We start from the raw sequence: 13459 nt of genomic DNA, 5'->3' as shown, positions 1-13459 counted from the left end.
CGTCATCGCGCATTCAGCTCTTCGGAGGAAAGAAGCCCTTCAGCGCCGCAGACGCGGCGCTGCTGGATTCCTGTGACAAGCACAGGAATGAGGGCGGCGACAATGCCCCCCTTACTGCAACAACTCCAGCCCCACCGCCGTCGCCTCGCCGCCGCCGATGCAGAGGGAGGCGATGCCGCGCCTGACGCCCTTGGCGCGCATCGCGTGCAGAAGCGTCACGATGATCCGGGCGCCGGAAGCGCCGATCGGGTGGCCGAGCGCGCAGGCGCCGCCGTGGATGTTGACGATGTCATCGGAAAGGCCGAGGTCGCGGACCGCAGCCATGGCAACCACGGCGAAGGCTTCGTTGATTTCATAGAGCCCGACGCTGTTCTTTTCCCAATCGAGCTTTGACAGCAGCTTCTCAATGGCTCCGATCGGCGCGGTGGTGAACCAGGCTGGCTCCTGCGCATGACCGGCATGGCCGGCAACGATCGCAAGCGGCGTCAGCCCACGCTTCTCCGCCTCGCTTGCGCGCATCAGGATGAGCGCTGCCGCACCGTCTGAGATCGAGGAGGAGTTGGCGGCCGTCACGCTGCCGTTTTCACGGAACGCCGGCTTCAGCTTCGGGATTTTTGCCGGGTCCGCCTTTCCGGGCTGCTCATCGTGGTCAAGCGTTACGGTCTGTCGCTTGCCGGCGCCGTTGATCGCAACCGTCTCCTCGGCAAACGAACCATCCTCCAATGCCTTCACGGCGCGTTCCAGCGAACGCAGGGCAAAGGCATCCTGATCCTCGCGGGAGAACTGGTAGTGCTCGGCCGTATCTTCGGCATAGGTGCCCATCAGCCGACCGGAATAGGCATCCTCGAGACCGTCGAGGAACATGTGATCCTTGACTTCGCCGTGGCCGAGGCGAAAACCGCCGCGTGCCTTGGGCAGTAGATAGGGCGCATTGGTCATCGACTCCATGCCGCCGACCGCAAGCGCCGTGGCGCCGCCGGAAAGCAGCGTGTCATGGCCGAGCATCAGCGCCTTCATGCCCGAACCGCAAACTTTCGAAATCGTGGTCGACGGCGTTTCCATGCCGAGGCCGGCGCCGAGTGCCGCCTGGCGCGCCGGGTTCTGGCCGACGCCCGCGGGCAGTACATTGCCCATCAGCACTTCGTCGACGGCATCGAGGCCGGCGCGCGCAAGCGCCGCCTTCAGCGCGATGGCGCCGATCTCCGGCGCCGTCAAATCCTTGAGGCCGCCCTGAAAGGCGCCCATCGGTGTGCGTGCCGCCGAAACGATGACGACCGGGTCAAGCTTGTCCATGTCTTCCTCCTGCACCGCCTCTCTCGCGGTTGGAAGCGACTATAGCGCAGCGATTGTGCAGTGCAACGCGACTTGTTGGCGCCAGCGACCGGATCGGATTTTCACGTGTTCCACCGCCGGGACAACGCCCGGCGATGGCAGGTCGGGCTGCCGGCCGGCAATCAGCCCATGCGCTCGGAAGCATAGCTGCCGGGGCTCGCCGGGAAGACGACGACGCGGTTGCCGTTGATGAAGCAGCGATGATGGATATGGGCGTGTACGGCGCGCGCCAGCACCTGACTTTCGACGTCGCGGCCGATCGAGACATAGTCCTCGGCGCTCTGGGCATGGGTGATGCGGGCGATGTCCTGCTCGATGATCGGACCCTCGTCGAGATCCGCGGTGACATAGTGCGCCGTCGCACCGATCAGCTTCACGCCGCGCTCATAGGCCTGCTTGTAGGGGTTCGCGCCCTTGAACGACGGCAGGAAGGAATGGTGGATATTGATGATCCGGCCGGACATCTTCTTGCAGAGTTGGTCGGACAGAACCTGCATGTAGCGGGCGAGCACGACCAGATCGGCGTCCGTCTGCTCGACGATCTCCAGCATGCGTGCTTCGGCCTGCGGCTTGTTCTCCTTGGTCACCTTGATGTGGTGGAAGGGGATGTCGTGGTTGACGACCACCTTCTGGTAATCGAAGTGGTTGGAGATGACGCCGACGATATCGATCGGCAAGGCGCCGATCTTCCAGCGGTAGAGCAGGTCGTTGAGGCAATGGCCGAAACGCGACACCATCAGCAGCACTTTCATGCGCTCTTCGCTGTCGCGGATCTCGCAGGTCATGTCGAACCGCTTGACAACAGGCGCAAAGCCTTCCTTCAGCTCGTCGAGCTTGACGCCGTCCTGGCTGATGAAGGTCAGGCGCATGAAGAACAGGCCCGTCTGCAGGTCGTCGAACTGCGAACTGTCGGTGATATAACAGCCTTTTTCCGCGAGATAACCGGTAATGGCGGCAACGATGCCGCGGGTGGACTTGCAGGTGACGGTCAGCACATAGCTTTTCATCGGTATCTGTCTCTCGCTCCAGAGGTTTTTCCGGCCCCCCTTATACGGCCAGTCACCGCGAAAACTAGCGCGGCCTTCGCCCGGCTGTCGATCCATTCGCGACATCGGCTGGACGGAACCGGCCAGCCGGCACCGGTGCGGCTTTGTGAATGGCGCCTGGATTGGCTAGCGCGGGGTGCGATCGGGATGGGCGCGGGCAAACGCGTCGATCTCGGCGCAGCGCTGGTCGATGGCGACAAGTTTCGGGCAGGCGGAAAGATCGACGTCCCAGCGACGGGCATTGTAGACCTGCGGCACCAGGCAGAAATCGGCCATGCCGGGGCTGTCGCCGTGGCAGAAGCTCCCGGTTGACGGGTGGTCGAGCAGGCGCTCGAACGCCGCCAAGCCCTCGCCGATGAACTTGCGCATCCAGTCGCGGCGCGCGGCCTCGCCGTCTGCAGCATTGGCCATGACGAAGGATACGACGCCGAGATTGCAGACGGGATGGATGTCCATCGCGATCGCGTAGGACAGCGCGCGCACGCGCTGCCGCCCCACCGCATCATCAGGCAGGAAGCCGGCCGCTTCCCGCGTTTCCGCCAGATACTCGATGATGGCGAGCGATTGCGTGAACCGCTCGCCATCGATGTCGAGCACGGGCAAGAGCCCCTGCGGATTGCGGTCGAGATGTTCCGCTTGCCGATGGCCCCTGGCAAGCAGGTCCACCGGCACCGATCGATAGGTCTCGCCGAGACTGTTCAGCGCGATGCGGACACGGTAGCTCGCCGAGGACCGCCAATAGTCATAGAGATCGGTCTCGGCCATGCTGCTATCCTCGTCGCGTGCGCTGCCCACAATCAGGCCTTTTCGTAAGGCCCGACCGACTGCTCGATCGCACCGAAGATCGAATGGCCCGCCTTGTCCTTCATCTCGATGCGCACGATGTCGCCGAAGCGCAGGAAGTGCGTCTTGGGCGCGCCGCCAACGATGGTCTCGATCATGCGCAGCTCGGCAATGCAGGAGTAGCCGGCGCCACCTTCGGAGACCGGTTTTCCGGGACCACGGTCGAGCTTGTTGGAGACGGTGCCCGAACCGATGATCGTGCCCGATGCAAGCGGCCGCGTCTTGGCCGCGTGCGCAATCAGTTGGCCGAAATCGAAGGTCATGTCGACGCCGGCGTCCGCGCGGCCGAAAGGCTTGCCGTTGAGGTCGACATGAAGCGGCAGATGCAGCTTGCCGCCATCCCAGGCGTCGCCCAATTCATCCGGCGTGACGGCGACCGGCGAGAAGGCAGACGACGGCTTCGACTGATAGAAACCGAAACCCTTGGCGAGTTCGGCCGGGATAAGACCGCGCAGCGACACGTCGTTGACCAGCATCACCAGCCGAATGGCGGCGCGCGCCTCTTCGATCGAGGCACCCATCGCCACGTCGTCGACGACGACGGCGATCTCGCCTTCCATGTCGACGCCCCAGCTTTCATCCGCCATCAGGATCGGATCGCGCGGCGCAATGAAGCTGTCCGAGCCGCCCTGGTAGATCAGCGGATCGGTCCAGAAGCTCGCCGGCATCTCGGCGTTGCGGGCTTTTCGCACCAGCTCGACGTGATTGACGTAGGCTGAACCGTCCGCCCACTGATAGGCGCGCGGCAACGGCGAAAGCGCATCGTGCTCGTGGAAGCGGACCGTTGGCTGCGCACCGGTTTCGATGCCTTCGGCAACGCGCTCGAGCCGCGGCCCTGTATGTGCCCAGTCGTCGAGTGCGGCCTGCAGCGTGCGGGCAATGTGCCCGACCTCCGAGCAGCGGGTGAGATCGCGGGAGACGACCGCGAGTTTTCCGTCACGCGAGCCATCCTTGAGTGTCGCCAGTTTCATGCAATCCTCCCTCTACGCAGACGATTCGTCCGCAAGTTCCACAACAAGGCCGTCAGACGCGATCGTCAAGGCACCGGTCCAGCTTTTGCGCGTGGCAGCCGTCCAATGAGCGTGCGTGATTTCAGGATCGTCGGCCGGGATGAGATGATGCAGCACCAACCGCCCGACGCCGGCCGCCGTGGCAATCGCACCGGCCTCTCCGGCAAAACTGTGGCTTGCCAGCAGGTGCTCCTTCAGCCGCGCGCCGTTGCCGGTGCGCGCCACCAGCCGATCGACGCCCTCTGTCAGCATTGCCTCATGCACCAGAATGTCGGCACGATCAGCGAAATCGGCGAGCGGCGGGAAATAGGCCGTGTCGGCCGAAAATACCACGCTCGCCTCCGCATGGTCGAACCGCAGCGCGAAGCAATCGGTCACCGGCGGATGATCGACGCGCAGCGCCGACACCGCCAGGTCGCCTTCGGCCAGGACCGGGCCCTCGGCAAATTCGACGATGTCGACGAGTTGGCGCAGATCGGGCCGGCCCTCGTCGATGACGCGGATAACGATGTCGAATTTCATCGCCTGCAGAAAGCCGTGCCAGTAGTCGCGGGTTCCCGGCGGGCCGAAGACGCGCACGGTCGTTGCGAGACCGGCGGTCCAAGCGGTGTGGATCAAGGGCCCGAGCTCGAGCACGTGATCGGAATGCAGATGGGTGATGAAGATCAAATCCAGCGCTTTGAGGCTGACGCCGGCATCGGTGAGGCCGCGGGTGACGCCGAGGCCGCAGTCGACAACCACAGTGCGGCCGCCGATTTCAAGCAAGGACGAGGTCGGCGAAGGGCCGCCCGGACGGATTGCCGGGCCACCCTTGCTGCCGAGCAGAACCAGGCGTGCTCTCAAGACCAGTCGCCTTCCGGCGTGCCGTTGAAGCGCTTTTTCAGATCGGTCCAGCAATCGATGTAGTTGTCCTGCAACGTCTCCAGTTCGGCGGCGAAGCGGGTCAATTGCTGCGGAAAGCGGGTTTCGAACATGAAGGCCATCGTATGATCGAGCTTCACCGGTTTCAACTCGCTGTTTGTCGCCTTGTCGTAACCTGATGCGTCCGGCCCGTGGGCCAGCATCATGTTGTGCAGGCTCATGCCGCCGGGCACGAAGCCCTCCTCCTTGGCATCATAGCGACCATAGATCAGGCCCATGAACTCGCTCATGATGTTGCGGTGATACCAGGGCGGCCGGAAGGTGTGTTCGGCCACCAGCCAGCGCGGCGGGAAGATGACGAAATCGACATTCGCCGTTCCCTCCTCGCCCGACGGCGCGGTGAGCACGGTGAAGATCGACGGATCAGGATGATCGAACAGGATCGCTCCAACAGGCGAAAAGGTCCTGAGATCGTATTTATAGGGCGCGTAATTGCCATGCCAGGCGATGACGTCGAGTGGCGAATGGCCGATCTCGGTGACGTGGAAGGCGCCGCACCACTTCACATGCACGCGGCAGGGCGTTTCCTTTTCTTCATATGCAGCTACCGGCGTCTTGAAGTCGCGCGGATTGGCAAGGCAGTTGGCGCCGATCGGACCGCGATCCGGCAGTGTGAACTTGGCGCCGTAGTTTTCGCAGATGTAACCGCGCCAGACCTTTTCGTCGCCAAGCCTGGTCACCTTGAACATGGTGCCGCGCGGCACCAGGCAGATCTCCGAAGGCTCGACATCCATCTTGCCGAGTTCGGTGAACACCTGGATGGCGCCGCATTCCGGCACGATCAAAAGCTCGCCGTCGGCGTTGAAGAAATAGTCGTCGACCATATCGGCGTTGAAGGCATAGGCGTGGGCTGCCATGCCGCCCTGCGTCAGCGCGTCGCCGGCCGTCGTCATGGTGCGGATGCCTTCGAGGAAGTTCAATTTTTCCGACGGCGCCGGCAGCGGCCCCCAGCGCAACTGGCCAAGAGCCAGCGAATGATCGGCCACATGCGGCCCGGTCTTCCAGTACGGATAGTCGATTTTCTGGAACCGCCCGGTGTGACGCACGCTCGGGCGAATACGGTAGAGCCAGGAGCGCTCATTGGTGCCGCGCGGCGCGGTGAAGGGCGAACCGGAGAGCTGTTCGGCATAAAGACCGTAGGCGCATTTCTGCGGACTGTTCTGGCCCTGCGGCAAGGCGCCCGGCAGGCTTTCGGTCTCGAAATCGTTGCCGAACCCCGGCATGTAATCAAGCGACTGATCAGCAGTCGACCCGGCGCCCGCCTGCTTCTGTGCCTTGTCCAACATGACCTCAACCTCCTCCTCTGGTGCCTGCCCATCGAGGATCACGGCTGATCCCGGAAGTCCACGGCACGTTCTATACATATGGGCGCCGCCCCAAATCCGAATGGACGGTGGCGCGCTGCCGCCCTATTAGTTGCAATCGTAACTATCGATTTTGTAACTATCAAGGATGCCACAGATGGCGGCCGATGGCTTCGAGCTCAACGCATTCCTGCCCTACCGACTGAACCGCGCCGCCGAGTTCGTCGCCGTGCGCTTCGCAGCCGAATACAAGGCGCGCTATCAGTTGACGCGCCCCGAGTGGCGCACGCTGGCGGCGCTTGGAAGCTCGGCCCGTGCGATGACGGCGACGGAAGTCGGCACCCATTCGGCCATGCACAAGACCAAGGTCAGCCGCGCCGTCTCGGCGCTTGAGGAGCGGCGCTGGCTGAAGCGCAGCGAGGACGAAGACGACCGCCGGTTGGAACATCTGGAACTGACCAGGGCCGGCCGGCTGGCCTATGGCGAACTCACAGGACTTGCGAGCGTCTACCAGGCGCACCTCAACGAACTGATCGGCGCCGGCGGCTTGAAGGCGCTATGCGCCGGCCTTGAAGCGATCGAACGGGCGATCGACAGGGCCGAGAAGCGCCCTTCCCGCAAATGAGCCTTGTACCAGCCGGCGCTGATATCAGCCTTTCATGCGTTCCGGGATCGGCACGCCCTGGAAACTCTTCAAGGTGTCGAGCACGATCGACGTCTTGACGTGCTGCACGCTGTCATGCGGCAGCAGCACATCGTTGACGAAGCGCGAGAGGCCGGCGAGGTCCGGCGTCACCACCCGCAGGTGATAATCCATTTCGCCGGTCAGCGCGTAAGCCTCCAGAACCTCGGGCAGAGCCGAGATCAGCTTGCCGAAGCGCTTGGCGTTGTCGCGGTTGTGGGTGGCGAGCGTCACCGAAATCACCACCATCAGATCGAGTCCGAGCTTCTGCCGGTCGATCTGCGCCTGATAGCCCGTGATGAAGCCTTCCGCCTCCAGGCGGGTGCGGCGGCGCGAGCATTGCGAGGGCGAAAGGGCGATGCGCTCCGATAGCTCGTTGTTGGTGAGATGTCCGTCGCGCTGCAGTTCGCTGAGGATCTTGAGATCGAACCCGTCAAGCTGCTCCATTCATGCATCCTTATACAGTATTTCGCACGTTTTGTGCGGCATCCTGCTCAAAACGCACAAGAATACAAGCATCATGCATCGAATTTGCGTCATACTCCAGCAAAGTTTGGAGGCCAGAGAAATCTGGAGAACTTAAAGAGGAGACTTCCGATGGGCCCGTTCCCGCATGACGCCCCGCCCGCAACGATTACCGCGGAGAACCCGGCTGGTACGGATGGCTTCGAATTCGTCGAATTCGCCCATCCGGAGCCGGAGAAGCTCGCCGAGCTCTTTACCCGCATGGGCTACAGCCCTGTCGCGAGACACAAGAGCAAGAACATTACCGTCTGGCGACAGGGCGATATCAATTACATCCTGAATGCCGAGCCGGGCTCGCATGCCATGCGCTTCGTCGACGAGCACGGCCCCTGCGCCCCGTCGATGGCCTGGCGCGTCGTCGACGCCAAGCACACCTTCGACCACGCGGTCTCCAAGGGAGCCATCCCCTACGAAGGCACCGACAAATGTCTCGATGTTCCTGCGATCGTCGGCATCGGCGGGTCGCTGCTCTATTTCGTCGATACCTACGGCGCCAAGGGCTCGGCCTATGAGGCCGAATTCGAATGGACCGGCGAGCGCAATCCGAAGCCGGAAGGCGTCGGCTTCTATTATCTCGACCACCTGACGCACAACGTCTATCGCGGCAACATGGACAAGTGGTGGGCCTTCTACCGCGAGCTGTTCAACTTCACCCAGATCCATTTCTTCGACATCGACGGCCGCATCACCGGCCTCGTCAGCCGGGCGATCACCTCGCCCTGCGGCAAGATTCGCATTCCGCTGAACGAGTCCAAGGACGATACCAGCCAGATCGAGGAATATCTGCGCAAATACAAGGGCGAAGGCATCCAGCACATCGCCGTCGGCACCGAAGGCATCTACGACGCCACCGACAAGCTGGCGGACAATGGCCTGAAGTTCATGCCAGGCCCGCCGGAAACCTACTACGACATGTCGCATGACCGTGTACACGGCCATGACGAACCGATCGACCGGATGAAGAAGCACGGTATCCTGATCGATGGCGAAGGCGTGGTGAACGGCGGCATGACGAAGATCCTGCTGCAGATCTTCTCGAAGACCGTCATCGGACCGATCTTCTTCGAGTTCATCCAGCGTAAGGGTGACGAAGGTTTCGGCGAGGGCAATTTCCGTGCCCTGTTCGAATCGATCGAGGCCGACCAGATCCGCCGTGGCGAACTCGGGCCGCAGGCGGCCGAGTAGCACGGACAGCGCCTCCATTCTCTTGTGGTGGCGCTATTCTCGAGTCTTACAAAAGCCTCTCGCCCGCTGGCGAGGGGCTTTTTTGGTTCCGGCACTGTCGCCGCACTCAGTTCGTGGCGTCGTTGACCACGCGCCAGTTCGGCCGACCGAGTTCATGCGGCCATTCATGCACGTCCCGATCGTTGAAATAGACGACCTCGGCTAGGTTTGGGAAATCCGGGTCGGGCTGTGTGGCGGTGTCGATCCAGGACTGCATGTAGGGCGCGCCGCCCTGCCAACCGAGCTCGGCGACCCAGATCGGCTTGTTGTATTTGGCGACAAGACCGTAGCCGGGTTTCAGCGCCTGCTTGAAGGTGTGAGGCCCGCCGTATTCGATCGCGTCGAACTGTTCGAGACCGAACACCGAAAGACCGACGAGATCGACATAGTCGTCGCCCGGATAGTACTCGCCGAGGTTCGGCATGCCCTTGGGCGACCACATCAGCTGGACATTGGGTACTCGTTTGCGCACGATATCCATCGCGTGCTTGTAGGCTTTGACGTAGTCCTGCGGCGCCCATCCGGCCCAGGAGAACCGTCCCGATGTGTCCTCCATCTCCTGCCCCCAGCGCACGATGACCGGGCTCTTCAGCTCGGCAAGCATGCTGGCGATCGCTTCCATGTTGGCGTCGTAGTCGCCCCTGAGTGTCCGGTCGCGCAACTGGTCAGGCGTCAGCTTCCAGTCGAGCGACCATGACCACGGCTCGATGGTAACCAGCAGCTTGCGCTTGCGCTGAAGCGCGTAGGCGTCAGCCAGGCGCAACGATTCCAGATCCACGTCTTCCCATGGCAGGAACAGATGCTCTGTCGAGACATCGGTCTGGTCGCCGAAATCGCCATGCGGATCATAGGCACCGAGCCGCGTTCCGCCGGGGTGGATGACGGGGCGCTTGTCGGCCATTGTCTGTGTCTGACCTGCATTACCATTGGCGGCAAGATCGGCCTTCTCCTGTGCCAACGCTGATACCAGGCCCGCGCCGGACCCCAGATTGAAGGCGAGCGCAGTGCATAGGGCGAATGCCAATTTGCGTTTCATGTCATCCTCCTGTGGCGGTTCGACCGCTCTTCTTGACCAGGTATTGGTCCTTCAGGCGTAACGCCTTTTCCGTGATTGCGTCGGAAGCAACGAGTTTCCTGTATTCGTCGCCGGGCTTGGGCTTGGCATGTTTGAAGACGTACCACTCGCCATTCGGCACGCGCCGCTGATAAATCGTGTCGCCAATCTTGCTGTGCCCGAAACAGGTGCGGGCCGGACCGGAGCCATCGAGCGCCGTCCATTTCGCCTGCATGCACATCATACCGAGATCACTGACGTACCAGTTGCCTTCCGCAAACGAGCGTTTGCCCTTGTCGTTCACGAAGGCGACCAGCTTCCTGTCATGCGCGGTGAAGCGGGCGCCGCCCGTCGGCCATTGCCAGGTCTTGTTCCGGTAGAGAGAATAGACCTCGTAGGCGCTCAAGGGGATCGGCTTGATCTCCGTCTTCGCCCTGGCGGGTTGCGCGCCGGTATAGACCGCAAAGGCTGCGAGAGGCAGCAGAAGCGGCAAAAGCAATACATTCATGGACCGTTTCATCATTTTTTCTCCTCGCTTGAGGGCCTTTTGCGGTGCGAGAGGCCTGCGGCACGCTGCGCTACAGCGATGCCTGAAGCCGCCCGACCTTGCCTGTCACCCTCGTCTCACGCACCTCCGGCAAGCCGGAGCCTTTCCGCAGCCCGTCTGTCGCGGACGACGAAAACCCTTTCCATTTCAGGCGAAAACGAACGACCCTGAGGTCCGATCCACCCTGCCCGGCACCGGCGACCGAAAACTTCGCTTCGGTGAGCCCGACGAAACCGAGTCCCTGCGAGAGCGCCTCGGTGGCCTCCGCGCCATGGCGGATGGCCGACTGTCCCGACAGCACCGAAATGACCACGAGACAGCCAGCGGTCAGCGCCGTCATGGCCGTACGGGGAACGAGGGCAAGGCGGTTCTCCCGCGCATGCTGGGCGTGGATGGTGGCAGCCAGCCCGGCGTAAACAAGGGCATTGATGCCGGTAAAGATGTAGAAGCCGCGCGCCGTGCCGGCGTCGGAGACGAGCCAAAGCGCAAGCGCTGAGCCGAGCGATAGCAGGAGGTAGGGCATCATGACGCGCAGCGGCAGGGGGGCTGCCGGTCCTGCGCCCTTGGGCGTGATGCGGAAATCGACAAAGGAGCCGCTGACGTGATCGCGCACAGCCGCGGCGCAGCCGAGCAGCGACCAAGGCCAGCGGGCAAAGAGAAACAGCATGCCTTCCCAGCTGAGAACCCGCGCATCAAAAGGACGGAACGTGCCGGTCGAGCGCCAGAAATAGGCAAGCCCGATCAGAACCAGCGACAGCGGCGCGAAGTGCAGCAGGAAGTCGGGATAGGTGGCGGCGACGAAGCTCCGCCCCATGACCAGCGCCATGATCGGCATGACGAACATCAACGCCATGAACAGGGAAAACAGCGGGTACCAGAGCTGCGAGAAGACGAACTGGAACTTCAGCCGCATCGGCAGCCTGGGCACATAGACCGGCGAATATTTGAGCAGGATCGTTACCAGGCTGCGCGACCACTGGAATTCCTGGATAACGAGATCGGCAAAGGTCGCGGGCCCATCCCCATGGGCGATCGCATGCAGGGCATGCACGCCCTTCCAGCCGCCGGCGTTCATCAGGAGCGTGGTCGAATGATCTTCGGCAAGCTCTGGCCCGAGACCGCCGACCTCTCTCAGCGCCTTGGTGCGAACGGCATAATGCGAGCCGATGCAAAGCGGCGCCCAGCCGTTGTTGTAGCCCGCCTGCAACGAGCCGTGCAGGCTCGCTTCGGCGTGAAGGCGACCGCGCGCCGACCAGCTGCGCGCCGCATTGGCATCGCAGATGCTTGGCGCCGAGACGTAGCCGACCTTCGGGTCGTTGAACGGGCGCAGCACCTCGACGAGATAGGTCGGCTCCGGCACGTGATCGGCATCGAACTGGGCGACGAAATCATAGCGTTCATAGCCATAATGATCGTAGAAATAGGCGAGGTTTCCCTCCTTGCAGCGGGTGCGCCGCGGCCAGGTGGCGCGGTGGTAGTCAGCAACCCCCTTGCGCGTCGAAACGAGCACACCCTGCCGCGCGCACCAATCGATCGTCTCAGGCGACGGATCCTCGTCCGCCAGCCATACGTCGTAATCGCAGCCGATCTGATCGAGCATTGCCAGCAGCGTCTTGCGGACAACAGTGAAAGGTTCTGACGGCGCCTTGGTCACGACCATGGCGATCCGGCCGTTCGGGACGGCCCGGCCGTTCTTTCCCGCGACCTTGGCGCCTGCGAAGATGAAGATGAAATAGGCAGGCAGTAGTGTGATCCAGCCGACCACGATCGTAATCATGACGTAGGATGGCCAATGGGTGACATGGGCGGGATCAAGCCACCACGCCCAGAAGAACAGGAATGCGACAATCCAGGCTGCGATGCCGAAGCCGTTCGCAATCCGCATGCGTGTCGAAAAAAGCGCCACGAGCATCGCCGAAGCATCGCCGGCCGGCGCCGCCGTCAAGGCAGCGGACCTGGCGGATGGGGCGAATGACATCTTGCCTGTCATGACCGTACCTCCAGCCCGAAACCGGGGGCAGCCGTTCGGATGATGGTTTCGATATTGGACAGCGACGGCCGGAAGCCGAGCGTCCGGCGTGCCCAGGTGGTGTCGGCATACAGCACCGGCGGGTCGCCGGCGCGACGCGCCAGAAGCTGCACGGGAACCCGTCTGCGGGTCACCTGATGGATGGCGTCGATCACCTGCCGGACCGATGTGCCGTGGCCCGAACCGAGATTGGCCTTGAGCGGCTCGCCGCCGTTGCGCAGGTAGTCAACGGCGGCAACATGCGCCTCGGCCAGGTCCATGACGTGAATGTAGTCGCGGATGCAGGTGCCGTCGGGCGTATCGTAGTCGTCGCCGAAGACATCGAGCCTATCGAGGCGGCCGGCTGCGGCCATCAATGCCCGCGGGATCAGGTGGGTCTCGGGATCGTGCCGCTCGGTCAGCTGCCCATCGGGATCGGCGCCGGCGGCATTGAAATAACGCAATGCAACCGACCGGAACCCGTAGGCCCGGGCATAGTCGCCGAGCATCAATTCGATCATCAGCTTCGTGCGACCGTAAGGATTGACCGGAAGCTGGATCGTGTCCTCGGTGATCGGCAAACGCGGCGGCACGCCATAGGTCGCGCAGGTGCTGGAAAAGACGACGCGCGCCAGCCCCGCTTGACGGCAGGCCTCGAGCAGCGAAACGCTGCCGGCGACATTGTTGCGATAATACTTTCCGGGATCCTCGACCGATTCTCCGACGTAGGCGGAGGCCGCGAAGTGGATCAGGCATTCGGGTTTGAAGGTCCGTATAGCCTCGACGATCCGATCCGTGTCTTCGAGCCCTCCTTCGACCAATGGTCCCCAGCGGACATTGGTCCGGTGCCCCGTCGACAGATTGTCGTAGACAACAGGCAGGAAGCCGGCCTCATCGAGGCGTTTGCAGGTATGGCTGCCTATGAAGCCGGCTCCGCCGGTGACAAGAACGACGCGCGACATA

General features: G+C 62.8%; 13 protein-coding genes. 2 read left to right on the top strand and 11 right to left on the bottom strand.

The window, feature by feature from the left end; all coding sequences use genetic code 11:
* Window positions 1-111: 111 nt before the first annotated feature.
* The 6 genes from C6558_RS34200 to hmgA form a co-directional block, all read right to left on the bottom strand.
* Complete coding sequence (locus C6558_RS34200; RefSeq protein WP_025424948.1) at window positions 112-1293, bottom strand: acetyl-CoA C-acyltransferase; 1182 nt, start codon at window positions 1291-1293, stop codon at window positions 112-114.
* A 161-nt stretch (window positions 1294-1454) separates the two neighbouring features.
* A complete protein-coding gene (purU, locus tag C6558_RS34195) occupies window positions 1455-2339 on the bottom strand; it encodes a formyltetrahydrofolate deformylase (RefSeq protein ID WP_025424949.1) in 885 nt (294 codons plus the stop codon).
* 165 nt (window positions 2340-2504) lie between these two features.
* The gene (gene maiA, locus C6558_RS34190) at window positions 2505-3143 is read right to left on the bottom strand and encodes a maleylacetoacetate isomerase (protein ID WP_025424950.1); all 639 of its coding nucleotides are present in this window, start codon (window positions 3141-3143) and stop codon (window positions 2505-2507) included.
* Window positions 3144-3175: 32 nt separating this feature from the next.
* Window positions 3176-4192 carry a fumarylacetoacetate hydrolase family protein gene (locus tag C6558_RS34185; protein WP_025424951.1) on the bottom strand — a complete coding sequence of 339 codons (1017 nt, stop codon included), beginning with the start codon at window positions 4190-4192 and terminating at the stop codon, window positions 3176-3178.
* A 12-nt stretch (window positions 4193-4204) separates the two neighbouring features.
* Window positions 4205-5074, bottom strand: coding sequence for an MBL fold metallo-hydrolase (locus C6558_RS34180; protein WP_025424952.1), 870 nt, complete (start codon window positions 5072-5074; stop codon window positions 4205-4207).
* Entirely contained in the window at window positions 5071-6438 is a 1368-nt protein-coding gene (gene hmgA / locus C6558_RS34175) for a homogentisate 1,2-dioxygenase (protein ID WP_025424953.1), read from the bottom strand. Before hmgA ends, C6558_RS34180 begins: the two co-directional genes overlap by 4 nt.
* Window positions 6439-6613: 175 nt before the next feature.
* On the opposite strand from hmgA, the gene C6558_RS34170 reads away from it, so the two are divergent.
* Window positions 6614-7081, top strand: a complete 468-nt coding sequence (locus tag C6558_RS34170; RefSeq protein ID WP_025424954.1) for a MarR family winged helix-turn-helix transcriptional regulator — start codon at window positions 6614-6616, stop codon at window positions 7079-7081.
* A gap of 24 nt (window positions 7082-7105) precedes the next feature.
* Here the strand turns inward: C6558_RS34170 and C6558_RS34165 are convergent, their stop codons facing one another.
* Window positions 7106-7585, bottom strand: a complete 480-nt coding sequence (locus C6558_RS34165; protein ID WP_025424955.1) for an Lrp/AsnC family transcriptional regulator — start codon at window positions 7583-7585, stop codon at window positions 7106-7108.
* Between the two features lie 150 nt (window positions 7586-7735).
* Between C6558_RS34165 and hppD the strand changes: the two genes are divergently transcribed.
* Window positions 7736-8848 (top strand): 4-hydroxyphenylpyruvate dioxygenase, encoded by a 1113-nt coding sequence (gene hppD, locus C6558_RS34160; protein ID WP_025424956.1) that lies wholly within the window; start codon window positions 7736-7738, stop codon window positions 8846-8848.
* A gap of 106 nt (window positions 8849-8954) precedes the next feature.
* Here hppD and C6558_RS34155 read toward each other — a convergent pair whose 3' ends face one another.
* Genes C6558_RS34155 through galE form a run of 4 tightly spaced genes read right to left on the bottom strand, consistent with a single transcriptional unit; the run spans window position 8955 to window position 13458 of the window.
* Window positions 8955-9923, bottom strand: coding sequence for a glycoside hydrolase family 26 protein (locus tag C6558_RS34155; RefSeq protein ID WP_025424957.1), 969 nt, complete (start codon window positions 9921-9923; stop codon window positions 8955-8957).
* Between the two features lies 1 nt (window position 9924).
* The gene (locus tag C6558_RS34150) at window positions 9925-10461 is read right to left on the bottom strand and encodes a DUF995 domain-containing protein (protein ID WP_225906473.1); all 537 of its coding nucleotides are present in this window, start codon (window positions 10459-10461) and stop codon (window positions 9925-9927) included.
* Between the two features lie 58 nt (window positions 10462-10519).
* Entirely contained in the window at window positions 10520-12478 is a 1959-nt protein-coding gene (locus C6558_RS34145; RefSeq protein ID WP_063997087.1) for a glycosyltransferase family 2 protein, read from the bottom strand.
* A complete protein-coding gene (gene galE, locus C6558_RS34140) occupies window positions 12475-13458 on the bottom strand; it encodes a UDP-glucose 4-epimerase GalE (RefSeq protein WP_025424960.1) in 984 nt (327 codons plus the stop codon). The genes C6558_RS34145 and galE overlap by 4 nt, the downstream gene beginning before the upstream one ends.
* Window position 13459 lies beyond the last annotated feature (1 nt).

Origin of the sequence: Ensifer sp. NM-2, from assembly GCF_003024455.1 — a bacterium.
Lineage (GTDB): Bacteria > Pseudomonadota > Alphaproteobacteria > Rhizobiales > Rhizobiaceae > Ensifer > Ensifer canadensis.
Note: the sequence above shows the minus strand (reverse complement) of the source record. Positions and strands in the feature narration are given on the sequence as shown.

What these genes read in the sequence shown, in the direction of transcription:
- C6558_RS34200 (WP_025424948.1), bottom strand. Translation starts at nt 1,293, where the DNA reads ATGGACAAGCTTGACCCGGTCGTCATCGTTTCGGCGGCACGCACACCG.
- purU (WP_025424949.1), bottom strand. Translation starts at nt 2,339, where the DNA reads ATGAAAAGCTATGTGCTGACCGTCACCTGCAAGTCCACCCGCGGCATC.
- maiA (WP_025424950.1), bottom strand. Translation starts at nt 3,143, where the DNA reads ATGGCCGAGACCGATCTCTATGACTATTGGCGGTCCTCGGCGAGCTAC.
- C6558_RS34185 (WP_025424951.1), bottom strand. Translation starts at nt 4,192, where the DNA reads ATGAAACTGGCGACACTCAAGGATGGCTCGCGTGACGGAAAACTCGCG.
- hmgA (WP_025424953.1), bottom strand. Translation starts at nt 6,438, where the DNA reads ATGTTGGACAAGGCACAGAAGCAGGCGGGCGCCGGGTCGACTGCTGAT.
- C6558_RS34170 (WP_025424954.1), top strand. Translation starts at nt 6,614, where the DNA reads ATGGCGGCCGATGGCTTCGAGCTCAACGCATTCCTGCCCTACCGACTG.
- C6558_RS34165 (WP_025424955.1), bottom strand. Translation starts at nt 7,585, where the DNA reads ATGGAGCAGCTTGACGGGTTCGATCTCAAGATCCTCAGCGAACTGCAG.
- hppD (WP_025424956.1), top strand. Translation starts at nt 7,736, where the DNA reads ATGGGCCCGTTCCCGCATGACGCCCCGCCCGCAACGATTACCGCGGAG.
- C6558_RS34155 (WP_025424957.1), bottom strand. Translation starts at nt 9,923, where the DNA reads ATGAAACGCAAATTGGCATTCGCCCTATGCACTGCGCTCGCCTTCAAT.
- C6558_RS34150 (WP_225906473.1), bottom strand. Translation starts at nt 10,461, where the DNA reads ATGAAACGGTCCATGAATGTATTGCTTTTGCCGCTTCTGCTGCCTCTC.
- C6558_RS34145 (WP_063997087.1), bottom strand. Translation starts at nt 12,478, where the DNA reads ATGACAGGCAAGATGTCATTCGCCCCATCCGCCAGGTCCGCTGCCTTG.
- galE (WP_025424960.1), bottom strand. Translation starts at nt 13,458, where the DNA reads ATGTCGCGCGTCGTTCTTGTCACCGGCGGAGCCGGCTTCATAGGCAGC.